This window comes from Streptomyces poriticola, assembly GCF_036689765.1.
Lineage (GTDB): Bacteria > Actinomycetota > Actinomycetes > Streptomycetales > Streptomycetaceae > Streptomyces > Streptomyces poriticola.
This window is the reverse complement of record NZ_JBAGKH010000001.1, coordinates 164,587-188,536: the sequence shown is the minus strand read 5'-3', so window position 1 is coordinate 188,536 and position 23,950 is coordinate 164,587. Positions and strand designations below refer to the sequence as shown.

18 protein-coding genes are annotated in these 23,950 nt (G+C 71.5%); 17 read left to right on the top strand and 1 reads right to left on the bottom strand.

What is annotated here, in order from left to right; genetic code table 11:
* The first annotated feature begins 458 nt into the window (after positions 1–458).
* The 16 genes from rsmH (at position 459) to divIVA (ending at position 18,440) form a co-directional block, all read left to right on the top strand.
* On the top strand, positions 459–1,415 hold the full coding sequence (gene rsmH / locus V5O46_RS00795; protein ID WP_332882381.1) for a 16S rRNA (cytosine(1402)-N(4))-methyltransferase RsmH: 957 nt from the start codon (positions 459–461) through the stop codon (positions 1,413–1,415).
* 90 nt (positions 1,416–1,505) lie between these two features.
* Complete coding sequence (locus V5O46_RS00790) at positions 1,506–2,114, top strand: septum formation initiator family protein (protein ID WP_332882380.1); 609 nt, start codon at positions 1,506–1,508, stop codon at positions 2,112–2,114.
* The gene (locus V5O46_RS00785) at positions 2,111–4,081 is read left to right on the top strand and encodes a peptidoglycan D,D-transpeptidase FtsI family protein (protein WP_332882379.1); all 1,971 of its coding nucleotides are present in this window, start codon (positions 2,111–2,113) and stop codon (positions 4,079–4,081) included. Before V5O46_RS00790 ends, V5O46_RS00785 begins: the two co-directional genes overlap by 4 nt.
* A 183-nt stretch (positions 4,082–4,264) precedes the next feature.
* Positions 4,265–5,785 (top strand): UDP-N-acetylmuramoyl-L-alanyl-D-glutamate--2,6-diaminopimelate ligase, encoded by a 1,521-nt coding sequence (locus V5O46_RS00780; RefSeq protein ID WP_332882735.1) that lies wholly within the window; start codon positions 4,265–4,267, stop codon positions 5,783–5,785.
* A 28-nt stretch (positions 5,786–5,813) separates the two neighbouring features.
* Positions 5,814–7,229 (top strand): UDP-N-acetylmuramoyl-tripeptide--D-alanyl-D-alanine ligase, encoded by a 1,416-nt coding sequence (locus V5O46_RS00775; RefSeq protein WP_332882378.1) that lies wholly within the window; start codon positions 5,814–5,816, stop codon positions 7,227–7,229.
* Positions 7,229–8,320, top strand: a complete 1,092-nt coding sequence (gene mraY / locus V5O46_RS00770) for a phospho-N-acetylmuramoyl-pentapeptide-transferase (RefSeq protein ID WP_332882734.1) — start codon at positions 7,229–7,231, stop codon at positions 8,318–8,320. The genes V5O46_RS00775 and mraY overlap by 1 nt, the downstream gene beginning before the upstream one ends.
* Positions 8,302–9,741 (top strand): UDP-N-acetylmuramoyl-L-alanine--D-glutamate ligase, encoded by a 1,440-nt coding sequence (murD, locus tag V5O46_RS00765; protein WP_332882377.1) that lies wholly within the window; start codon positions 8,302–8,304, stop codon positions 9,739–9,741. Before mraY ends, murD begins: the two co-directional genes overlap by 19 nt.
* A 69-nt stretch (positions 9,742–9,810) precedes the next feature.
* The gene (gene ftsW / locus V5O46_RS00760; RefSeq protein ID WP_332882376.1) at positions 9,811–11,172 is read left to right on the top strand and encodes a putative lipid II flippase FtsW; all 1,362 of its coding nucleotides are present in this window, start codon (positions 9,811–9,813) and stop codon (positions 11,170–11,172) included.
* 6 nt (positions 11,173–11,178) lie between these two features.
* Positions 11,179–12,276, top strand: a complete 1,098-nt coding sequence (murG, locus tag V5O46_RS00755; RefSeq protein WP_332882375.1) for an undecaprenyldiphospho-muramoylpentapeptide beta-N-acetylglucosaminyltransferase — start codon at positions 11,179–11,181, stop codon at positions 12,274–12,276.
* Between the two features lie 25 nt (positions 12,277–12,301).
* A complete protein-coding gene (locus V5O46_RS00750) occupies positions 12,302–13,099 on the top strand; it encodes a cell division protein FtsQ/DivIB (protein ID WP_332882374.1) in 798 nt (265 codons plus the stop codon).
* 287 nt (positions 13,100–13,386) lie between these two features.
* Positions 13,387–14,592 (top strand): cell division protein FtsZ, encoded by a 1,206-nt coding sequence (gene ftsZ / locus V5O46_RS00745; protein ID WP_332882373.1) that lies wholly within the window; start codon positions 13,387–13,389, stop codon positions 14,590–14,592.
* Positions 14,589–15,317, top strand: a complete 729-nt coding sequence (gene pgeF, locus V5O46_RS00740) for a peptidoglycan editing factor PgeF (protein ID WP_332882372.1) — start codon at positions 14,589–14,591, stop codon at positions 15,315–15,317. The genes ftsZ and pgeF overlap by 4 nt, the downstream gene beginning before the upstream one ends.
* 6 nt (positions 15,318–15,323) lie before the next feature.
* Complete coding sequence (locus V5O46_RS00735; protein WP_332882371.1) at positions 15,324–16,043, top strand: YggS family pyridoxal phosphate-dependent enzyme; 720 nt, start codon at positions 15,324–15,326, stop codon at positions 16,041–16,043.
* Between the two features lie 129 nt (positions 16,044–16,172).
* Entirely contained in the window at positions 16,173–16,823 is a 651-nt protein-coding gene (locus V5O46_RS00730) for a cell division protein SepF (protein ID WP_332882370.1), read from the top strand.
* Positions 16,824–16,897: 74 nt separating this feature from the next.
* Positions 16,898–17,182: a YggT family protein gene (locus V5O46_RS00725; protein ID WP_332882369.1), complete on the top strand. Its 285-nt coding sequence runs from the start codon at positions 16,898–16,900 to the stop codon at positions 17,180–17,182.
* A 55-nt stretch (positions 17,183–17,237) separates the two neighbouring features.
* Positions 17,238–18,440: an apical growth/hyphal branching protein DivIVA gene (gene divIVA / locus V5O46_RS00720; RefSeq protein WP_332882368.1), complete on the top strand. Its 1,203-nt coding sequence runs from the start codon at positions 17,238–17,240 to the stop codon at positions 18,438–18,440.
* A 226-nt stretch (positions 18,441–18,666) separates the two neighbouring features.
* Here the strand turns inward: divIVA and ileS are convergent, their stop codons facing one another.
* Positions 18,667–21,807 carry an isoleucine--tRNA ligase gene (gene ileS / locus V5O46_RS00715; protein ID WP_332882367.1) on the bottom strand — a complete coding sequence of 1,047 codons (3,141 nt, stop codon included), beginning with the start codon at positions 21,805–21,807 and terminating at the stop codon, positions 18,667–18,669.
* 573 nt (positions 21,808–22,380) lie between these two features.
* Here ileS and V5O46_RS00710 point away from each other — a divergent pair.
* Positions 22,381–23,928, top strand: coding sequence for a TraR/DksA family transcriptional regulator (locus tag V5O46_RS00710; RefSeq protein ID WP_332882366.1), 1,548 nt, complete (start codon positions 22,381–22,383; stop codon positions 23,926–23,928).
* Positions 23,929–23,950 lie beyond the last annotated feature (22 nt).

The following is a 23,950-nucleotide window of genomic DNA, read 5'->3' as shown; positions in this document are numbered from 1 at the left end:
CGAGGGCCGCGGCCCGCCGGGAACGGGTGAAGAGTGGGGACAAAAGCACCGGAGCGCGCACGTGGGCGCACTCGGCTGTGAGCTAACCCACAGGAGTGGCGGACCGGCCCCGTCCGGGTGATTCCGCCACGCGTACCGCTTCGCGCCGCCCCGGCCCGCGACGCGCAGGCCGGTTGATTGACCGGGAGGCGCCGTGGACTAAAGTGACGCGAAGCGGGAGGCGAGGTTCTCCCTGCGATCTCCCTGCTGGACTGAACGATCCGGAGACCTGGGCGCCGTACCCCGGATCTCCTCACGTGCGCGGCGCGTACGTACGGCTCGGCCTCCTCCCGCTCCCGGTCGGCTGACGCTTCCGGCGCCGGCAGGCCTCCCCTCCTCCGGGGGTTCCCGGCTTGCCGGGGAAGGGCGGGGACCCGGCGGTGCGTGCTGCCGCGCCGCACCTGAGAGGCCCTTCTCCCGTGAGCCAGAGTCGACATGTCCCGGTGATGCTCCAGCGGTGTCTGGACCTGCTGGCGCCCGCCCTTCAGGAGCCGGGGTCCGTGGTCGTCGACTGCACGCTCGGGCTGGGCGGCCACAGCGAGGCGCTGCTGGAGCGGTTCACCGAGGCGCGGCTGGTCGCCCTCGACCGGGACAAGGAGGCCCTGCGCCTGTCCGGCGAGCGGCTCGCACCGTACGGAGAGCGCGCCACCCTGGTGCACGCCGTCTATGACGAGCTGCCCGACGTCCTGGACCGGATCGGCCTCCCGCGCGTCCAGGGCGTCCTGTTCGACCTCGGCGTCTCCTCCATGCAGCTCGACGAGGCCGGCCGCGGCTTCGCCTACGCCCAGGACGCGCCGCTCGACATGCGCATGGACCAGACGACCGGCGTCAGCGCGGCCGAGGTCCTCAACACCTACCCGCCGGGCGAGCTGGTGCGCATCCTGCGGGCGTACGGCGAGGAGAAGCAGGCCAAGCGGATCGTGGCCGCGATCGTGCGGGAGCGTGCGAAGGAGCCGTTCACCACCAGCGCCCGGCTGGTGGAGCTGATCCGGGACGCGCTGCCGCAGGCCGCCAAGCGCACCGGCGGCAACCCGGCCAAGCGCACCTTCCAGGCGCTGCGCATCGAGGTCAACGGCGAGCTGTCGGTGCTGGAGCGGGCGGTCCCGGCCGCCGTCAAGGCGCTCGCGGTGGGCGGGCGGATCGCCGTGCTGTCGTACCACTCGCTGGAGGACCGGCTGGTCAAGCAGGTGTTCGCGGCCGGTGCCGCCAACACCGCGCCGCCCGGACTCCCGGTGGTGCCCGAGCGGTACGAGCCCCGGCTCAAGCTGCTCACCCGTGGTGCCGAACTTCCCACCGAGCAGGAGATCGCCGAGAACCGGCGGGCGGCGCCGGCCCGGCTGCGTGGCGCCCAGCGCATCAGGGAGGACGTCGAGTGAGCCGGCCGAGGCGGCGGTGCGATGCCGCCCGTACCGACGGGACGGTGGTCCGTACCGACCGGACCGCGGCCCGGACACCGGGGAGGGTGTGTGGGTAGGAATCCCGAACTGAAGGGGCGGGCCGCCCGGCTCGCCCGGCTCCTCCCGGCGAGCGGCCGGCAGGCCGCCCGGACGCCGTTCATACTCCTCGTCGTGCTGCTGCTCGGCGGCGGGCTCATCGGGCTGCTGGTGCTGAACTCCGCGCTCAGCGAGGGCTCGTTCCAGCTCGACGACCTGAAGCGGGAGACCAAGAGCCTCACCGACCAGGAGCAGGCCCTCCAGCGGGACGTCGACGCCTACTCCGCCCCCGAGGCGCTGCAGCGCCGGGCCCGCGAGCTGGGCATGGTGCCCGGCGGCGACCCCGCCTTCCTGGTCCCCGACGGCACCGTCAAGGGCTCCCCGCGCCCCGCCTCCGGCCCGGTCACCCCGCTCGTCGTCGCCCCCGAGGCGCTCACCGGGGCCCCGGCGGCCGGCCACCCCTCCACCGGTGACCAGGCCATCGGGACCCCCGCCACCGAGAACCGGGCCACCCTGCCCCCCGCCACCGCGCCGCCGAGCCCCGCAGCCGCCCCCGCCGGGACGTCCGTGCCCGGTCCACGGACGCAGGCCCCACCGGCCCCGGTGCCCACGCCCACGCCCACCCCGACCCCCGGCAGGTGACGGAAGTGGATGACGACCACGGCAGGCAGCCACCGCGCCGACGCGTGCCCGGTCCCGCGAGACCCGCCCGGCCCGCCCGCCCCGGCAGCGGCCGGCGGCCCGGCCCCGGCGCCCGCCCGGCGCGCCACCCCGGCCCGCCCCGCCCGCTGAGGCTGGGCAGCCCACGGCCCCGGCTGCGCCTGATCGGCCTGGCCCTCACTCTGGTGCTCATCGCCTTCGTCGTACGGCTGTTCCAGGTACAGGCCGTCGACGCCGGCACCTATGCCTCCCGGGCCGAACAGAACCGCTACGTCGTGCACACCCTGTCCGCCGAACGCGGCGGCATCACCGACCGCAACGGCGTGTCGCTGGCGACCACCGTGGACGCGTACGACATCACGGCCGACCCCACGATGTTCACCCGCGAGCAGCTCGGGGTCGGCGACGGCCCCGAGCAGGCCGCCGCCCTGCTCGCCCCGATCCTCGGCGCCGACCAGGAGGACCTGGTCGGCGAGCTCCGCCCGAAGAACAAGGAGCTGCGCTACGTCCGGCTCGCCCGCAGCCGCACCCCGCAGGTCTGGAACCAGATCAAGGACCTGAGGACCGCGCTGGCCACCAAGGCGAAGTCGGACAGGTCCACGGTCAACGTGCTGGCCGGGGTCTTCGCCGACCCCAGCAGCAAGCGCGTGTACCCGGGCGGCACCCTGGCCGCCGGCGTCCTCGGCTGGGTCAATGCGGAGGGCGAGGGCGGCGGCGGCCTGGAGCGCAAGCTGGACGCGACGCTGGCCGGCGAGGACGGCAAGATCCGCTACGCCCAGTCCGGCGGCCTGCGCGTGCCCACCGTCGGCTCCACCGAGACCCCCGCGGTGCCCGGCAGCGACGTGGAGCTGACCCTCGACCGCGACATCCAGTGGGCTGCCCAGCACGCCATCAGCGAGCAGGTGGAGAAGTCCGAGGCGGACGGCGGCTACGTCGTCGTGCAGGACACCCGGACCGGCGAGATCCTCGCCATGGCCAACTCGCCCGGCTTCGACCCCGGCGACCTGGCGCACGCCGACCCCGATGCCCTCGGCAATCCGGCCCTGCAGGACGCCTACGAGCCCGGCTCCACCGCCAAGGTGATGTCGATGGCCGCGGTCCTGGAGGAGAACGCCGCCACCCCGACGACGCACGTCACCGTGCCCAACCGGCTGCACCGCGGGGACCGGCTGTTCAAGGACGACGTCGACCACCCCACCTGGTACCTCACGCTCAACGGCGTGCTCGCCAAGTCCAGCAACATCGGCACCATCCTGGCCACCGGCGAGCTGGGCAAGACGCAGCGGGAGACCAACCGGGTGCTCTACTCCTACCTGCGCAAGTTCGGCCTCGGCAGCCACACCGGGCTCGGCTTCCCCGGGGAGACCAAGGGCATCCTCGCGCCGCCGGACCAGTGGTCCACCTCGCAGCAGTACACGATCCCTTTCGGCCAGGGCGTGTCCATCAACGCGATGCAGGCGGCGTCCGTCTACTCCACGATCGCCAACGGCGGCGTCCGGATCGAACCCACGCTGGTCCGCGGTACCAAGGGCCCCGACGGACGCTTCACTCCCGCCTCCGAGCCCGAGAAGAGCCGGGTGATCAGTGAGAGGACGGCGAAGACCCTCGCCCGGATGCTGGAGTCCGTGGTGGACGACGAGGAGGGCACCGGCACCAGGGCCCGCATCCCGGGCTACCGGGTGGCGGGCAAGACCGGCACGGCCAACCGCGTGGATCCGGCCACCGGCAAGTACAAGGGCTACACCTCGTCCTTTGCCGGCTTCGCCCCTGCCGACCAGCCCCGCGTCACCGTCTACTGCGCCATCCAGAACGCGACGAAGGGCAGCTACTTCGGCGGCCAGATCTGCGGACCCATCTACAAGCAGGTCATGGAGTTCGCCCTGAAGACCCTCCAGGTCCCGCCCACCGGGGCCGACCCCGCGAACATCCCCGTCACCTTCAAACCCTGACCCGTTCCTCCCGTACCGAGCCACCAGGAACCACCCGTGACGACGATCACCCCCGACCCCGGGAACCAGAGCTCCCCCCGTCCCTCCTCCCACACCTCACTTCGCTCGGAAGCGGGTACGCCCGGTACGCTCACCGCCGTGCCACAGCCTGATCAGTCCCAAACCGCCCAGAAGGGCCACCCCGTGACATATCCGGGACCGCCCCGGCCGGCGCAGGTCTCCGCCACACCCCTCGCGGACCTCGCCGAGCAGCTGGGTGTCGCCGCGCCGGACAGCCCCGCCGACGTCACGGGCATCACCCATGACTCGCGCGCCGTCCGCCCCGGCGACCTGTACGCCGCCCTCCCCGGAGCCCGCGCCCACGGCGCCGACTTCGTCGACCAGGCCGCCGGACTCGGTGCCGCCGCCGTGCTGACCGACCCGGCCGGCGTGGAGCGCGCCGCCGCCACCGGGCTCCCGGTGCTGGCCGTCGAGGGCCCGCGCGGACACATGGGCGAACTGGCCGCCACCATCTACGGCCACCCCGGGCGCGCCCTGCTGCAGATCGGCATCACCGGCACCTCAGGCAAGACCACCACCGCCTACCTGGTCGAGGGCGGCCTGCGCACGGCGAGGAGCACCGGCCTGATCGGCACGGTGGAGATGCGCATCGGCGACGAGCGGATCAAGTCCGAGCGCACCACACCCGAGGCCACCGACCTGCAGGCGCTGTTCGCGGTGATGCGCGAGCGGGGCACCGAGGCGGTCGCCATGGAGGTCTCCAGCCACGCCCTCGTGCTCGGCCGGGTCGACGGCTGCGTCTTCGACATCGCCGTCTTCACCAACCTCAGCCCGGAGCACATGGAGTTCCACTCCGACATGGAGGACTACTTCGGGGCCAAGGGGCAGCTGTTCACCCCGGACCGCAGCAGGCTCGGCGTGGTCAACGTCGACGACGAGTACGGCAGGCGGCTCGCCAAGGAGGCCACCGTCCCGGTGGTCACCTACTCGGCCGAGGGCCACCCGGACGCCGACTGGCGCGCCGAGGACGTCGCGGTCGGCCCGCTGGACTCGACGTTCACCGCGGTCGGCCCCGAGGGCGAGCGCATCGCCGCCAGGTCCCCGCTCGCCGGGCCCTTCAACGTGGCGAACACCCTCGCCGCGATCGTCGCCCTGGCCGCCGCCGGACTCGATGCGCAGACCGCCGCCGACGGCGTCGCCGCGGTGCCCGGTGTACCGGGCCGCCTGGAGCGGGTGGACGCCGGACAGCAGTACCTCGCGGTGGTCGACTACGCGCACAAGACCGACGCGGTCGAGTCCGTGCTCAAGGCGCTGCGCAAGGTCACCGAGGGCCGGCTGCACGTCGTGCTCGGCTGCGGCGGCGACCGCGACGCCACCAAGCGCGAACCGATGGGCGCCGCCGCGGCCCGGCACGCCGACATCGCCGTACTGACCTCCGACAACCCCCGCTCCGAGGACCCCCTCGCGATCCTCGCCACCATGCTCCAGGGCGCGGCCTCCGTGCCCGCGCACGAGCGCGGCGAGGTGCAGGTCTTCGAGGACCGGGCCGCGGCCATCGCCGCCGCCGTCGCCCGCGCCGAACCCGGCGACACCGTGCTGGTCGCCGGCAAGGGCCATGAGCAGGGCCAGGACATCGCCGGGGTGGTCCGTCCCTTCGACGACCGCCAGGTGCTCTTCGAAGCCATCCGGAAGACCCAGGGATGAAAACCCGGAAGACCCAGGGGATGAACTTGTGATCGCCCTCTCTCTCGCCGAGATCGCAGAAGTCGTCGGCGGGCAGATGCACGACATACCGGATCCGTCGGCCGAGGTCACCGGACCGGTCGTCCGGGACTCCCGCGAGGCGGGACCCGGCAGCCTCTTCGTGGCCTTCGTCGGCGAGCGCGCGGACGGCCACGACTTCGCCCCGGCGGTCGTCCGGGCCGGCGCCGCGGCCGTGCTCGGCTCCCGCCCCGTCGGTGTGCCCGCGATCGTCGTGGACGACGTCCAGGCCGCCCTCGGCGCCCTCGCCCGCCATGTCGTACGGCGCCTGGGGGCCACCCTGGTGGCCCTCACCGGCTCCGCCGGCAAGACCAGCACCAAGGACCTGATCGCCCAGGTGCTCCGGCGCAAGGCCCCGACGGTCTTCACCCCGGGCTCGCTCAACAACGAGATCGGGCTCCCGCTCACCGCGCTCAGCGCCACCGAGGAGACCCGCTTCCTGGTGCTGGAGATGGGCGCCCGCGGCATCGGCCACATCCGCTACCTCACCGAACTGACCCCACCGCGGATCGGCCTGGTGCTCAACGTCGGCTCGGCGCACATCGGCGAGTTCGGCGGCCGGGAGCAGATCGCGCAGGCCAAGGGCGAACTCGTCGAGTCCCTGCCCTCCGCCGAAGACGGCGGCGCCGCGATCCTCAATGCCGACGACCCCTATGTCCGCGCCATGGCCGCCCGTACGAAGGCGAGGGTGGTCCTTTTCGGAGAGTCCGGCGAAGCGGACGTTCGCGCCGAGAACGTACGACTCACGGACACCGGACAGCCCTCCTTCAGACTTCACACACCCTCCGGTGCAAGCGATGTGACCATGCGCCTGTACGGTGAGCACCACGTGTCGAACGCGCTCGCCGCGGCCGCCGTCGCCCACGAGCTGGGCATGTCCGCAGACGAGATCGCCGTCGCGCTCTCCGAGGCGGACTCCCTCTCCCGCTGGCGGATGGAGGTCACCGAGCGCCCGGACGGCGTGACGGTCGTCAACGACGCCTACAACGCGAACCCCGAGTCCATGAAGGCCGCTCTGCGTGCGCTGGCGGCCATCGGCAAGGGGCGCCGTACGTGGGCGGTGCTCGGCAGGATGGCCGAGCTCGGGGACGAATCGCTCGCCGAGCACGACGCGGTCGGACGGCTCGCCGTCCGGCTCAACGTCAGCAAGCTCGTCGCGGTGGGGGGCCAGGAGGCCGCCTGGCTGCAACTGGGCGCATATAACGAGGGTTCGTGGGGTGAGGAGTCGGTGCACGTGTCCGACGCACAGGCGGCGGTCGACCTGCTGCGCAGCGAGCTGCGCCCGGGTGACGTCGTACTCGTGAAGGCGTCCCGTTCGGTGGGGCTGGAGAGCGTCGCCTCGGCGCTGCTCGAGACCGGCGCCGAGGGTGAGGTTGCCGCCCGATGATGAAGCAGATCCTGTTCTCAGGAGTCATTGGCCTCTTCCTCACGCTGATCGGCACCCCGCTGCTGATCAAGCTGCTGGCCCGCAAGGGCTACGGCCAGTACATCCGCGACGACGGCCCGCGCGAGCACGCCAGCAAGCGCGGTACGCCGACCATGGGTGGTATCGCCTTCATCCTGGCGACGGTCATCGCCTACTTCCTCGCCAAGGTGATCACCAGTTCCCTCGACTCCGAGGCCGACGCGACGCCGACGTTCTCGGGCCTGCTGGTGCTCGGCCTGATGGTCGGCATGGGCCTGGTCGGCTTCCTCGACGACTACATCAAGATCGTCAAGCGGCGTTCGCTGGGTCTGCGGGCCAAGGCGAAGATGGCAGGCCAGCTGATCGTCGGCATCGCCTTCGCCGTGCTCTCGCTCCAGTTCGCGGACGACAGCGGCAACACCCCGGCCTCCACCAAGCTGTCCTTCATCACCGACTTCGGCTGGTCGATCGGCCCGGTACTGTTCGTGGTCTGGGCGCTGTTCATGATCCTCGCGATGTCGAACGGCGTGAACCTCACCGACGGCCTCGACGGCCTGGCCACCGGCGCCTCCGTCCTGGTCTTCGGCGCCTACACGTTCATCGGCGTCTGGCAGTTCCAGGAGTCCTGCGCCAACGCGCAGACCCTGACCAACCCGGGCGCCTGCTACGAGGTGCGCGACCCGCTCGACCTGGCGGTGGTCGCCTCCGCGCTGATGGGCGCCTGCCTCGGCTTCCTGTGGTGGAACACCTCGCCGGCCAAGATCTTCATGGGCGACACCGGTTCGCTGGCGCTCGGCGGTGTGCTCGCCGGTCTGGCGATCTGCTCCCGCACCGAGCTGCTGCTCGCCATCCTCGGCGGTCTGTTCGTCCTCATCACCATGTCGGTGGTCATCCAGGTCGGCTCCTTCCGGCTCACCGGGAAGCGGGTCTTCCGGATGGCCCCGCTCCAGCATCACTTCGAACTCAAGGGCTGGTCCGAGGTCCTGGTCGTGGTCCGCTTCTGGATCATCCAGGGCATCTGTGTGATCGTCGGACTGGGACTCTTCTACGCGGGATGGGCAGCAGACAAGTGACCGACTGGCAGGGCTTGCACGTCACCGTCGCCGGGCTCGGCGTCTCCGGCGTCCCGGCGGCCAAGGTCCTGCACGGCCTCGGCGCCCGGGTCACCGTCGTCAACGACGGCGCCGACGAGCGCGCGCGGGCGCAGGCCGCCGAACTGGAGGCGCTCGGCGTCACCGTGCGCCTCGGCGACGGCGACACCCTCCCCGAGGGCACCGGGCTGATCGTCACCACGCCCGGCTGGAAGCCGGACAAGCCGCTGTTCGCGGCGGCCGAGCGGGCCGGTGTGCCGGTCTGGGGCGATGTCGAACTGGCCTGGCGGCTGCGCGGCCGGGACGGCGGGGAAGCGACTCCCTGGCTCTGCGTGACCGGCACCAACGGGAAGACCACCACCGTCCGGATGCTGGCGTCGATCCTCGAGGCCGCCGGCCTGCGCACCGCCGCCGTGGGGAACATCGGCGTCTCCCTGCTGGACGTCGTCCTCGGCGAGGAACAGTACGACGTCCTCGCCGTGGAGCTGTCCAGCTACCAGCTGCACTGGGCGCCCTCGCTGCGCGCCCACTCGGCGGCGGTGCTCAACCTCGCCCCCGATCACCTCGACTGGCACGGCTCCATGGAGGCCTACGCGCGCGACAAGGGCCGCGTCTACGAGGGCAACCGCATCGCCTGCGTCTACAACGCCGATGAAACCGGCAAGCCTTCCACCGAGGACCTGGTCCGCGACGCCGACGTCGAGGAGGGCTGCCGGGCGATCGGCTTCACCCTCGGCACGCCGGCCCCCTCCCAACTCGGGGTCGTGGAGGGCATCCTGGTCGACCGCGCCTTCGTGGCGGACCGGCACAAGAACGCCCAGGAGCTGGCCGAGGTCTCCGACGTCGACCCGCCCGCCCCGCACAACATCGCCAACGCCCTCGCCGCGGCGGCCCTCGCCCGCGCCTTCGGCGTGCCGGCCGAGGCCGTACGGGACGGGCTGCGCGCCTTCACCCCGGACGCCCACCGCATCGCGCACGTCGCCGACGTGGACGGGGTGGCCTATGTCGACGACTCCAAGGCCACCAACACCCACGCCACCGAGGCGTCCTTGGCGGCCTACGACTCGATCGTCTGGATCGCAGGCGGGCTCGCCAAGGGAGCGGTCTTCGACGACCTGGTCGCGGGCGCCGCGAAGCGGCTGCGCGGCGTGGTGCTCATCGGCGCCGACCGCGCCCTGATCCGCGAAGCCCTGGCGCGACACGCCCCGGAAGTACCCGTCGTCGACCTCGACCGGACCGACACTGGGGCGATGCTCCAGGCCGTCCAGGAGGCGCGGCGGCTCGCCCGGCCCGGCGACACGGTGCTGCTCGCCCCGGCCTGCGCCTCCATGGACATGTTCACCAACTACAACCAGCGCGGCGACGCATTCGCCCGGGCCGTCCGCGAACTCGGCGCGCAGTAGCCCCGGCCGCCTGTGCCGGGCGACCTCGGGAGGGACGCGTGGGACGCGCGAGTCACAGCGGAGGCGCCGATGCCCGTTAGCCGTACCGGCAGCCCGCCCGCCCAGCGGGCGCCCCGGCGTCCCGCCGCCCCGCGGCCCCCGCGCGAGAACCCCGCCCAGCGCCTGGTCACCCGGGCCCGCCGGGCCTGGGACCGGCCGCTCACCGCGTACTACCTGATCCTCGGCGGCAGCGCGCTGATCACCGTACTGGGGCTGGTGATGGTCTACTCGGCCTCCCAGATCACCGCGCTGCAGCTGTCGCTGCCCGGGTCGTACTTCTTCCGCAAGCAGGCTCTGGCCGCCCTGATCGGCGCCGGGCTGCTGCTGCTCGCCATGCGGATGCCGGTGAAGCTGCACCGGGCGCTGGCCTACCCGATCCTGGCCGGTGCCGTGTTCCTGATGGCCCTGGTGCAGGTGCCGGGGATAGGGATGTCGGTCAACGGCAACCAGAACTGGATCTCCGTCGGCGGACCCTTCCAGCTCCAGCCCAGCGAGTTCGGCAAGCTCGCCCTGGTGCTGTGGGGCGCCGACCTGCTCGCCCGCAAGCAGGACAAGCGGCTGCTGACCCAGTGGAAGCACATGCTGGTGCCGCTGGTGCCGGTCGCCTTCCTGCTGCTCGGGCTGATCATGCTCGGCGGGGACATGGGCACCGCGATCATCCTGACCGCGATCCTGTTCGGCCTGCTGTGGCTGGCGGGCGCGCCCACCCGGCTGTTCGCCGGGGTGCTGGGGATCGCCGCGCTGCTCGGTGCGGTCCTCATCAGGACCAACCCCAACCGTATGGCCCGGCTCGCCTGCATCGGCGCCACCGACCCCGGTCCCGACGACGCGTGCTGGCAGGCGGTGCACGGGATCTACGCGCTGGCCTCCGGCGGACTCTTCGGATCCGGGCTCGGTGCCAGTGTGGAGAAATGGGGCCAACTCCCCGAAGCGCACACCGACTTCATCTTCGCCGTCACCGGTGAGGAACTGGGCCTGGCGGGGACGCTGTCGGTACTCGCCCTCTTCGCGGCTCTAGGCTATGCGGGTATCCGCGTGGCCGGACGCACGGAGGACCCCTTCGTGAGGTATGCCGCGGGAGGCGTGACCACCTGGATCACGGCCCAGGCCGTGATCAACATCGGTGCGGTCCTCGGGCTGCTGCCGATCGCCGGCGTCCCGCTCCCGCTGTTCTCCTACGGAGGGTCCGCCCTGCTGCCGACCATGTTCGCCATCGGGCTGCTGATCGCCTTCGCGCGCGACGAGCCCGGTGCGCGGGCAGCGCTTGCGATGCGGCAACCTCGCTTTGGTAGAAAGCGGGGGACCGGGGGCACCGGGTCCGACCGGCGTCCCCGGAGTTGGAACACGATGCGACGGCGCGCCTCGGCGGCGCGTACGTCCGGAGAGCGGTGAATTTCGGTGCATGTCGTACTTGCCGGCGGAGGAACCGCGGGCCACATCGAGCCCGCGCTCGCCCTCGCGGACGCCCTGCGCAGGCAGGATCCGACCGTGGGCATCACGGCCCTGGGCACGGAGCGCGGCCTCGAGACACGTCTCGTACCCGAGCGTGGGTACGAACTCGCGCTGATCCCCGCCGTACCGCTGCCGCGCAAGCCGACGCCTGAGCTGATCACCGTCCCGGGCCGGCTGCGCGGTACGATCAAGGCGTCCGAGCAGATCCTGGAGCGCACCAAGGCCGACGCCGTGGTCGGCTTCGGCGGCTATGTGGCGCTGCCCGGCTACCTCGCCGCCAAGCGGCTCGGCGTGCCGATCGTGATCCACGAGGCCAACGCCCGTCCCGGACTCGCCAACAAGATCGGCTCCCGCTACGCCAGCCAGGTCGCCGTCTCCACTCCCGACAGCAAGCTGCGCAATTCCCGCTACATCGGCATTCCGCTGCGCCGCGCCATCGCCACCCTGGACCGGGCCGCCGCACGCCCCGAGGCCCGCGCGATGTTCGGGCTGGACCCCAATCTGCCGACGCTGCTGGTCTCCGGCGGTTCGCAGGGTGCCCGCCGGCTCAACGAGGTCGTGCAGCAGGTCGCCCCGTGGCTCCAGCAGGCCGGCATCCAGATCCTGCACGCGGTCGGCCCGAAGAACGAACTGCCGCAGGTGCAGCAGATGCCGGGGATGCCCCCGTACATCCCGGTAAGTTACCTGGACCGGATGGATCTCGCGTACGCCGCGGCCGACATGATGCTCTGCCGCGCCGGCGCGATGACCGTCGCCGAACTCTCCGCCGTCGGACTCCCGGCCGCCTACGTCCCGCTGCCCATCGGCAACGGCGAACAGCGGCTCAACGCCCAGCCGGTGGTCAAGGCCGGCGGCGGCCTGCTGGTCGACGACGCGGAACTGACGCCCGAGTGGGTGCAGCAGAACGTCCTGCCCGTGCTCGCCGATCCGCACCGGCTGTACGAGATGTCCCGTGCCGCCTCCGAGTTCGGCCGCCGGGACGCCGACGATCTGCTCGTCGGCATGGTGTACGAGGCGATCAACGCCCAGCGTGCACACCGCTAGGACCATATGACGGAAGGCAGGGAGCGTGGCCGGACCGACCGCCGCCGCCGAGCGCGGTGCACGCCAGCAGGAGTCGTCCGGCCCGCCCCGCCGCCGGCGGTTCCGGCCGCCCCGCCTTCGTGTGATCGTCATCCTGGCCGTCGCTCTGGTGCTCCTCTCCTCCGGGACGGTCTGGCTCCTCTACGGCTCGAACTGGCTGCGGGTGGAACGCGTCTCGGTCTCCGGGACCCGCGTCCTGACCCCCGCCCAGGTCCGCGAGGCCGCCGAGGTCCCCGTGGGAGCCCCGCTGGTCTCCGTCGACACCGACGGCATCGAGGCCCGGCTGCGCAGGGAACTGCGCCGGATCGACTCGGTCGACGTGGTGCGTTCCTGGCCCCGGGGAATCGACCTGGAAGTGACGGAGCGCACCCCGGTTCTGGTGATGCGAGAAGGCCGGGAATATGTGGAGGTGGACGACGAAGGTATCCGGTATGCCACGGTTTCCCGCACCCCCGAGGGTGTCCCCGTGCTGGACCTGACCCCCTCCCGTTCGGGCACGGCCGCCGCCAGTCTGCGCCGCTTCGGCGCGGACCGGCTGGTGCTCGAGGCGGTCCGGGTCGCCGGCCGGATCCCCGCCGCGGTCGCCCGGGCCACGCGGACCGTCAAGGTCCGTTCGTACGACGACATCTCGCTGTCGCTGAGCGGTGGACGCACCGTCGCCTGGGGCAGCAGCGAGAACGGCCCCGCCAAGGCCCGTGCGCTCACCGCGCTGATGAAAGCCGCACCCGACGCACGGCACTTCGATGTCAGCGTTCCCAGCGCGCCCGCGTCATCGGGGAGTTGACGCACATCCGCGCAGGCCAGCACCCTGGTTGGGCAGCGCTACGGCTGATCACATAGGGTGAAAAGAAAAACGGGAGGTTCGGCGTGTTCGTTGAACGCGCGCCACGTGTCGACTTAGTGTCCTGTTCAGAAGACTCCAAGGAACAGACACACTGGTAACCCTAAACTTCAGCGTTAGGGTTCGGGTCGGCGCTACGGACCGTCCCATTCGGCATCAGTCGTCGGTTCGCGAGGCAGCAGTGCCCCGACGGTCCGGCGACACGTAACTCGAGGCGAGAGGCCTTCGACGTGGCAGCACCGCAGAACTACCTCGCAGTCATCAAAGTCATCGGTGTCGGCGGCGGTGGTGTCAATGCCATCAACCGGATGATCGAGGTCGGTCTCAAGGGTGTCGAGTTCATCGCCATCAACACGGACGCACAGGCACTGTTGATGAGCGACGCCGACGTCAAGCTGGACGTCGGCCGCGAACTCACCCGCGGACTCGGCGCCGGAGCCAACCCGGCCGTCGGCCGCAAGGCCGCCGAGGACCACCGCGAGGAGATCGAGGAGGTCCTCAAGGGGGCCGACATGGTCTTCGTGACAGCCGGTGAAGGCGGCGGCACCGGCACCGGCGGCGCACCCGTCGTGGCCAACATCGCCCGCTCGCTCGGTGCCCTCACCATCGGCGTGGTCACGCGCCCGTTCACCTTCGAGGGGCGGCGCCGCGCGAACCAGGCCGAGGACGGCATCGCCGAGCTCCGCGACGAGGTCGACACCCTCATCGTCATCCCCAACGACCGGCTGCTGTCCATCTCGGACCGCCAGGTCAGCGTGCTGGACGCGTTCAAGTCCGCCGACCAGGTGCTGCTCTCGGGTGTGCAGGGCATCACCGACCTGATCACCACCCCGGGCCTGATCAACCTCGACTTCGCCGACGTCAAGTCGGTCATGTCCGAGGCCGGTTCGGCACTGATGGGCATCGGCTCGGCCCGTGGCGACGACCGCGCCGTGGCCGCGGCCGAGATGGCCATCTCCTCGCCGCTCCTGGAGGCGTCCATCGACGGCGCCCGCGGGGTGCTGCTCTCCATCTCCGGCGGTTCCGACCTCGGCCTGTTCGAGATCAACGAGGCCGCCCAGCTGGTCAGCGAGGCCGCCCACCCCGAGGCCAACATCATCTTCGGCGCGGTCATCGACGACGCCCTCGGCGACGAGGTCCGGGTCACGGTGATCGCGGCCGGCTTCGACGGGGGCCAGCCGCCGGCCAAGCGGGACAACGTCCTCGGCGCCTCCTCGGCCAAGCGTGAGGAGTCCACCCCGGCCCGCCAGACCGAGAGCCGCCCGTCCTTCGGCTCGCTCGGCAGCGTCAAGCCCAAGGAGGAGCAGGCCGAGCCGCCGGCGCCGGAGCCCGCCGCCGATCTGCCGCCGGTCGCCCCGCCGCCCCCGGTCCCGTCGTCGCGGAGCTACTCGGACAGCGCGGCCGAGGAACTGGATGTGCCGGACTTCCTGAAGTGATAGGACAGCGCGACACCGTGAGCGGCGCGCACTTCGCCTTCACCGACCGGTGGGGCGGGGTGAGCGCCGTTCCGTACGAGGAGCTCAACCTCGGCGGCGCGGTCGGCGACGACCCCGGGGCCGTCCGGACCAACCGCGAGCTGACGGCCAAGTCCCTCGGTCTCGACCCGGCCCGGGTGGTCTGGATGAACCAGGTGCACGGAGCGGATGCCGCCGTGGTCGACGGACCCTGGGGCGAGCGCCCGGCCCCGCGGGTCGACGCGGTCGTCACCGCCGAGCGGGGGCTCGCCCTCGCGGTGCTCACCGCGGACTGCGTACCCGTCCTGCTCGCCGACCCCGTCGCCGGCATCGCCGCGGCGGCCCACGCGGGCCGGCCCGGCATGGCCGCCGGCGTCGTCCCCGCCGCCGTACGCACCATGGTGGAACTCGGCGCCGACCCCGCCCGGATCACCGCCCGCACCGGACCCGCCGTGTGCGGCCGGTGCTACGAGGTGCCGGAGCGGATGCGCGCCGAGGTGGCCGCCGTCGAGCCGGCGGCGTACGCGGAGACGAGCTGGGGCACACCCGCGGTCGATGTGACCGCCGGGGTGCACGCGCAGCTGATGCGCCTCGGCGTGCGCGACCGGGCGCATTCCCCGGTGTGCACGCTGGAGTCGGAGGACCACTTCTCGTACCGCCGCGACCGCACCACCGGGCGGCTCGCGGGCTATGTCTGGCTGGACTGATGGGGCATGACGGACCGTAAGGACGAACTCGCCGGAAACCTGGCGAAGGTGGAGGAGCGGATCACCGCCGCCTGTGCGGCGGCGGGACGCGCCCGCGAGGACGTGACCCTGATCGTGGTCACCAAGACCTACCCGGCCGACGACGTGCGGATGCTCGCCGAGCTCGGGGTGCGGCACGTCGCCGAGAACCGGGACCAGGACGCCGCCCCCAAAGCCGCAGCCTGCTCGGATCTGCCCCTTTCCTGGCATTTTGTCGGTCAGTTGCAGACCAACAAGGTGCGCAGTGTGGTCGGTTATGCCGATGTCGTGCAGTCCGTGGATCGTTCCAGGCTTGTCACAACTCTGTCCAAGGAGGCCGTGCGGGCCGGACGCGAGGTCGGCTGCCTGATCCAGGTCGCCCTCGACGCCTCGGTGAGCGGCCGGGGGGAGCGCGGAGGCGTGGCGCCCGGCGGAATCGAAGAGCTGGCCGACCTCGTCGCCGGATCGCCGGGGCTGCGGCTCGGCGGACTGATGACAGTGGCTCCGCTGAGCGGGGAGTACGCGGGGCGCCAACAGGCGGCGTTCGAGCACCTCGTGGATTTGTCGACCGACCTGCGCCGAACCCATCCTGCTGCGAACATGGTCTCTGCAGGGATGAGTACGGACCTCGAACAGGCCGTGGCGGCCGGAGCGACACATGTGCGCGTCGGCACCGCGGTACTCGGAGTCCGCCCCAGGCTCGGGTAACGTCGCCAAGAAGTCGGACCACAGCAGAAAATATGGTCATTACCGTCGAAAGGCGGACGCAACGACCTCGTGGATCGCAGGCAGTTGGCAGTCGTCAGCCGATCCACCACAGAGCGGAGGACTCAGAGCATGGCCGGCGCGATGCGCAAGATGGCGGTCTACCTCGGCCTCGTGGAGGACGATGGGTACGACGGCCGGGGGTTCGACCCCGACGACGACTTCGAACCGGAGCTGGACCCGGAGCCCGAGCGGGACCACCGCCGTCACGAGCCGCCGCATCAGTCCCACGGTGCACATGGTGCACATCAGTCCCAAAGGGACGAAGAGGTACGGGTCATGCCCTCTCACGCACCGCGCGAGCCGGTGTCCCGATCCGCGTCGCTGACCGCGGAACCCGGGCGTCCGGCGCGTATCGCACCCGTGGCATCCATCACACAAGAACGCGCAAGCCTGGAAAAGAGCGCACCGGTCATCATGCCCAAGGTCGTGTCCGAACGAGAGCCCTACCGGATCACCACACTTCACCCCCGGACCTACAACGAGGCCCGTACCATCGGGGAACACTTCCGCGAGGGCACTCCGGTGATCATGAATCTCACTGAGATGGATGACACAGATGCGAAGCGACTTGTCGACTTTGCGGCCGGTTTGGTGTTTGGTCTTCACGGCAGTATCGAGCGGGTGACGCAGAAGGTGTTCCTGTTGTCTCCTGCTAACGTCGATGTCACGGCGGAGGACAAGGCCCGCATCGCAGAGGGCGGGTTCTTCAACCAGAGCTGAGACGCACCACCGGTGAGAGCGCGGATCGGGGAGCCGGTCCAGAAGAAGGATCAGGGGAGAGGGAAGCACAGATCATGAGCGTGTTTCTGGATGTCGTGTACATCGCGCTGATGTGCTTCCTCATCGTGCTCATCTTCCGGTTGGTCATGGACTACGTCTTCCAGTTCGCCCGCTCGTGGCAACCCGGCAAGGCGATGGTGGTCGTTCTGGAGGCCACCTACACTGTCACCGATCCACCGCTGAAGCTTCTGCGGCGGTTCATCCCGCCGCTGCGTCTCGGGGGCGTGGCGCTCGACCTGTCCTTCTTCGTCCTGATCATCATCGTCTACATCCTGATCTCGATCGTGAGCCGGCTGTGAGCGATGAGAGAACTACGGGCTTGCCGAATGCCGACGACAACGTTGAGGTGAAGAGATGCCGTTGACCCCCGAGGACGTGCGGAACAAGCAGTTCACGACCGTCCGCCTCCGAGAAGGCTATGACGAGGACGAGGTCGATGCCTTCCTCGACGAGGTCGAAGCCGAGCTGACCCGTCTGCTCCGCGAGAACGAGGACCTGCGCGCCAAGCTGGCCGCCGCCACGCGCGCGGCCGCGCAGAACCAGCAGAACATGCGCAAGGGGCCCCCGGAGCAGCAGGACGGGCCGCAGCAGGGACAGCAGGGCGGCATGCCTCAGCAGGGTGGCATGGCTCAGCAGGGTGGTATGCCTCAGCAGGGCATGCGAGGTCCGGGCGCTCCGGTGCCCGCCGGGATATCGGGCCCGCCGCAGCAGCACGGCGGCCCCATGGGTGGCCCGCCGCAGCTGCCGAGCGGCGCCCCGCAGCTGCCCGCCGGCCCCGGCGGTCAGGGCGGCCCGCAGGGTCCCGGCCCGATGGGCCAGGGTCCGGGGCCGATGGGCCAGGGCCCGGGTCCGATGCAGGGCCAGATGGGTCCCGGTCCGATGGGCGGCCCCATGGGCGGCCCGCAGGGTCCCGGTGGTCCGGGTGGCCTGCCCGGACAGGGCGGCCCCGGCGGCGACAGCGCCGCGCGGGTTCTCTCGCTGGCCCAGCAGACCGCCGACCAGGCGATCGCCGAGGCCCGTTCCGAGGCCAACAAGATCGTCGGTGAGGCGCGTTCGCGTGCCGAGGGCCTCGAGCGCGACGCCCGTGCCAAGGCCGACGCCCTGGAGCGGGACGCGCAGGAGAAGCACCGCGTCGCGATGGGCTCCCTGGAGTCCGCCCGCGCCACGCTGGAGCGCAAGGTCGAGGATCTGCGCGGTTTCGAGCGCGAGTACCGTACGCGGCTGAAGTCCTACCTGGAGTCGCAGCTGCGCCAGCTGGAGACCCAGGCCGACGACTCGCTGGCCCCGCCGCGCACGCCCGCGACCGCCTCGCTCCCGCCGTCCCCGGCGCCCTCGATGGCCCCGGCCGGTGCGAGCTCCCCGTCCTACGGCGGCAACCAGTCGATGGGCAGCGGTCCGGGCCAGTCGTCGTCCGGTCCGTCCTACGGCGGCGGCCAGCAGCAGATGTCCCCGGCGATGACCCAGCCGATGGCGCCGGTGCGTCCGCAGGGACCGTCGCCGATGGGGCAGGCTCCCTCGCCGATGCGCGGGTTCCTGATCGACGAGGACGACAACTGAGGTGTAATACGGCGTAGCCGTCGGCAGCGTTCAGGGCGGGCCCCGGGTTTCACACCCGGGGCCCGCCCTTGTGCTGCCGTCCGTCCGCGGGAAGGCGTGCCGGCGGGCGACGGTGGCGCACCCACTGGAGGGAGGTACCCTGCCGACGCCGGGTCGGCGGGTCGCAACAGCCCCGAGGGCCCGGCCTCCAGGGGGAGAGCCGGGCCCTCGGGGCTGTCCCTGTGGGCTACGCCTTGCGGAGGCGGAAGGTCAGGGTCAGCGGCTCGTCGGTGAACGAGCCGCCGTAGGTGTCGTCCGCCTCGCCCCGCGCGAAGTCCGTCGCGAGGACCTCGTCGGCGATCAGCGCCGAGTGGTCGGTCAGCGCGGCGTTCACCGCCGGGTCGGTCGCCGTCCAGCGCAGCGCGATGCGATCCGCGACATCGAGACCGCTGTTCTTGCGGGCCTCCTGGATCAGGCGGATCGCGTCCCGGGCCAGGCCCGCGCGGCGCAGCTCCTCCGTGATCTCCAGGTCCAGCGCGACCGTGGCGCCCGAGTCCGACGCCACCGACCAGCCCTCGCGCGGGGTCTCGGTGATGATGACCTCGTCCGGGGCGAGGGTGATCGTCTCGCCGTCGACCTCCACCGACGCCGTGCCGTCGCGCAGGGCGAGGGAGAGCGCCGCGGCGTCGGCACCGGCGATCGCCCTGGCCACGTCCTGGACCCGCTTGCCGAACCGCTTGCCGAGCGCGCGGAAGTTGGCCTTGGCGGTGGTGTCGACCAGGCTGCCGCCGACCTCGCTGAGCGACGCCAGCGACTCGACGTTCAGCTCTTCGGTGATCTGCGTGTGCAGCTCGGGAGAGAGCCTGTCGAAGCCTGCCGCCGCGATCAGCGCGCGCCTCAGCGGCTGGCGGGTCTTGACGCCCGACTCCGCACGTGTGGCGCGGCCCAGCTCCACCAGGCGGCGCACCAGCACCATCTGTCTCGACAGCTCCGGGTCGATGGCGGTGAGGTCCGCCTCCGGCCAGGAGGACAGGTGCACCGACTCCGGAGCGCCGGGGGTGACCGGCACGACCAGGTCCTGCCAGACTCGCTCGGTGATGAACGGGGTCAGCGGGGCCATCAGCTTGGTGACCGTCTCGACGACCTCGTGCAGGGTGCGCAGCGCCGCCTTGTCACCCTGCCAGAACCGGCGCCGGGAGCGGCGCACGTACCAGTTCGACAGGTCGTCGACGAACGCGGACAGCAGCTTGCCTGCGCGCTGGGTGTCGTAGGCGTCCAGCGACCGGGTGACCTGGTCGGTGAGCGCGTGCAGCTCGGACAGCAGCCAGCGGTCCAGCAGCGGGCGGTCGGCCGGGGCAGGGTCGGCCCCGCTGGGCGCCCAGCCCGAGGTGCGGGCGTACAACGCCTGGAAGGCGACGGTGTTCCAGTAGGTGAGGAGGGTCTTGCGGACGACCTCCTGGATGGTGCCGTGGCCGACCCGGCGGGCCGCCCAGGGGGAGCCGCCGGCCGCCATGAACCAGCGGACCGCGTCGGCGCCGTGCTGGTCCATGAGCGGGATCGGCTGCAGGATGTTGCCCAGGTGCTTGGACATCTTGCGGCCGTCCTCGGCGAGGATGTGGCCCAGGCAGACGACGTTCTCGTACGACGACTTGTCGAAGACGAGGGTGCCGACGGCCATGAGCGTGTAGAACCATCCGCGTGTCTGGTCGATGGCCTCGCTGATGAACTGCGCCGGGTAGCGGGACTCGAACAGCTCCTTGTTCTTGTACGGGTAGCCCCACTGCGCGAACGGCATGGAGCCGGAGTCGTACCAGGCGTCGATGACCTCCGGCACGCGGGTGGCCGTCCCGCCGCACTCGGGGCAGCCGAAGGTGACGTCGTCGATGTACGGGCGGTGCGGGTCCAGGTCGGACTGGTCGGTGCCGGTCAGCCCGGTCAGCTCGGCGCGGGAGCCGACGCAGGTGAGGTGACCGTCCTCGCAGCGCCAGATGGGCAGCGGGGTGCCCCAGTAGCGGTTGCGGGACAGCGCCCAGTCGACGTTGTTGTTCAGCCAGTCACCGAACCGGCCGTGCTTGACCGTGTCCGGGAACCAGTTGGTCTTCTCGTTCTCCTCGAGGAGACGGTCCTTGACGGCCGTGGTGCGGATGTACCAGGACGGCTGCGCGTAGTAGAGCAGTGCGGTGTGGCAGCGCCAGCAGTGCGGGTAGCTGTGCTCGTACGGGGTGTGCCGGAACAGCAGCCCGCGCGCGTCCAGGTCGGCGGTGAGCTGTTCGTCCGCCTTCTTGAAGAACACGCCGCCGACCAGCGGGACGTCCTCGGCGAAGGTGCCGTCCGGGCGGACCGGGTTGACCACCGGCAGGCCGTAGGAGCGGCAGACCTTGAGGTCGTCCTCACCGAAGGCGGGGGACTGGTGGACCAGACCGGTGCCGTCCTCGGTGGTGACGTAGTCGGCGTTGACCACGAAGTGGGCCTCGGCGGGGAACTCCACGAGCTCGAACGGGCGCTGGTAGGTCCAGCGCTCCATCTCGGCACCCGTGAAGGTCTGGCCGGTGGTCTCCCACTCCTCGCCGAGCGCCTTGGCGACCAGCGGCTCGGCGACGAGGAGCTTCTGCTCCCCGTTCGTGGCGACGACGTAGGTCACCTCGGGGTGGGCGGCCACGGCGGTGTTGGACACCAGCGTCCAGGGCGTGGTCGTCCACACCAGCAGTGCGGCCTCGCCGGCCAGCGGGCCGGAGGTCAGCGGGAGGCGGACGTACACGGACGGGTCGACGACCGTCTCGTAGCCCTGGGCCAGCTCGTGGTCGGACAGGCCGGTGCCGCAGCGGGGGCACCAGGGGGCGACGCGGTGGTCCTGGACCAGCAGCCCCTTGTTGAAGATCTCCTTCAGCGACCACCAGACGGACTCGATGTACTCGGGCTCCATCGTCACGTACGCCTCGTCGAGGTCGACCCAGTAGCCCATGCGGGTCGTCAGCTCCGCGAAGGCGTCGGTGTGGCGGAGCACCGACTCGCGGCACTTGGCGTTGAACTCGGCGATGCCGAAGGCCTCGATGTCCTTCTTGCCGGAGAAGCCCAGCTCCTTCTCCACCGCCAGCTCCACCGGCAGGCCGTGGCAGTCCCAGCCGGCCTTGCGGGCCACGTGGTAGCCGCGCATGGTGCGGAAGCGGGGGAAGACGTCCTTGAAGACGCGGGCCTCGATGTGGTGGGCGCCCGGCATGCCGTTGGCGGTGGGCGGACCCTCGTAGAACACCCACTCGGGGCGGCCTGCGGACTGGTCGAGGCTCTTGGCGAAGATCTTCTGCTCGCGCCAGAAGTCGAGCACCGCGTGCTCGAGCGCGGGCAGATCGACCTGGGCGGGCACCTGGCGGTACTGCGGCTGCGGATTCAACGGGCTTCCTCCGGCGGACGTGCTGCCTTCCGTCGGAGGGACGAGAGCAGTGCTCCCGCGGTACCACCCTCCTTGGCTCCCGGTGCGGCGGGTGCGCCGGTGAGCCCCCTCATTGGGGTCGCGAGGCCGGTTCTACTCGCTGCGGAGGGTCCTCCGCGGCTTTCTTCCGGCGGCTCCGGGGTGATCTTCACGTCGCGCTCGCCCCCGGGCTTCCACCGTCCCCGGGTCGCTCTGGGCTGCCTACGCCGCTACTCGTCCCCATCCACGCTTTTCGCTCCGCCCAGTGTACGGCGCCGGACGGACAGCGGCCGACAGGTTTTTCCCGCCCGCCCGGCTCCGGGCGCCGCACGGCGTGCCGTGCCCCGAATGGCGCGGCGCGGGTCCGCGGGATCCGGGTGGTGGAGCTCGGCGGATTACCCGGCGGGGAGCTGGGCACAACGGATGCAGGTTGGCCGCGCGGCGTGCGCGAGGCGAGCGAATCGGGCGGTGTGCCCCGTTGCCGCGGGACTCGAGTCGATTTATCGTCCCAGCACGATTCGCGCGCAAGATCACAATATGTGAAGGGGCCGCGGCATGGTGGCGAAGAAGACCGCCGTACAGCAGTCGGCGTCCGGCAGGCCCACCCGTGCCCGCGCCTCCGACAAGGGGGTGGGCGGCAGGAAGGCCATGGGCTCCGCGGCGGTGCCCTCCGGGAAGAAGACGGCCACGAAGGTCACGACGGCGGGGACGGCGGGTTCTGCGCGGTCGCGCGCGGCGGGGAGCGCGACGTCCGGGCCGGTGACGGCCGGGACGTCCACCGCGAAGAAGGCCGCCGCCAGGAAGTCCGCGGAGGAGAAGGCCGTGGCCAGGAAGGTCGCAGCCGAGAGGACGACCGTCGCGAGGAGCACGGAGACGCCGGGCGCCAAGGGGCCGGCGGCCAAGAAGGCAACCGCAGGGACGACACCGGCCGAGGAGGCGGTCACCAAGAAGACGACGGCCGAGAAGGCCGCTGCCGGGAAGCGGTCGGCCGCGAAACCAGCCGCCAGGAAGGCGGCCGCTCAGCGGGCTCCGGAGAAGAAGTCGGCGGAGACCGCAGCCAAGAAGGCCGCGGTGAAGAAGGCGGCGGCCAAGAGGGCAGCAGCGGAGAAGGCCGCGCCCACCAAAGCAGCAGCAGGGGAGAAGACCGCGCCGAGGAAGGCCCCGGCGAGGAAGGCGGCCGGGGAGAAGGCCCTGGCGGCGCAGACGGCAGGGGAGGGGACCGCGGCGAAGAGGACAGCCCCGGAGCAGACCTCGGCCAAGGCCGCGAAGGCGAAGACCGCGGCGGAGGAGAGCGAAGCGAAGAAGCCCGCGGCGAAGAAGACAGCGGCGAAGGCACGCGGGGAGAAGGCTGCGGCCAGGAACGCACCCGGGGAGGAGGCTGCGGTCACGGATGCGCCCGCGGAGGAGGCTGCGGTCAGAGAGGCACCCGGGGTGAAGGCCCCGGCCGAGAAGGCGTCCGGGGGTAAGGCCCGGGCCAAGAGAACGCCCGGGGAGACGGCCGCGGCCGGGCAGGCGGTCGCCGCCGGGGCCGGTGAGCAGCGTGTCGCCGCGAAGGCGGCGGGTCGGAAGAGCAGGGCCAAGAAGGTGGGCGCGGCGCAGGCCGCGGAGCAGACGGGAGCCACGGACGTGGTTGCGAAGAAGACTCCTGGCACGGCCACGGCGGCCAAGACCGCCGTTCCGAAGGCGCGAGGCACCGCGGCGGAGCCCGGCGACCTCGCGGTGCGCCCCGGTGAGGACCCGTGGACCCCGGAAGAGGTCGAGGCGGCGCGCGGTGAGCTGCAGTCCGAGGGGGCCCGGCTGCGCGCCGAGATCGACTCCTCCGAGCGGTCGCTGGCCGGCCTGATGCGGGACTCCGGGGACGGCGCGGGCCACGACGAGGCCGACACCGGCTCCAAGAACATCACGCGCGAGCACGAGCTGGCGCTCGCCGCCAACGCCCGCGAGATGGTCATCCAGACCGAGCGTGCGCTGGAGCGGCTGGACGCGGGCACCTACGGGCTCTGCGAGAACTGCGGCAACCCCATCGGGAAGGCTCGGATGCAGGCATTTCCGCGGGCCACCCTGTGTGTGGCCTGCAAGCAGAAGCAGGAGCGCCGCTACTGACCGGCCCGGCCACGGATGCCTG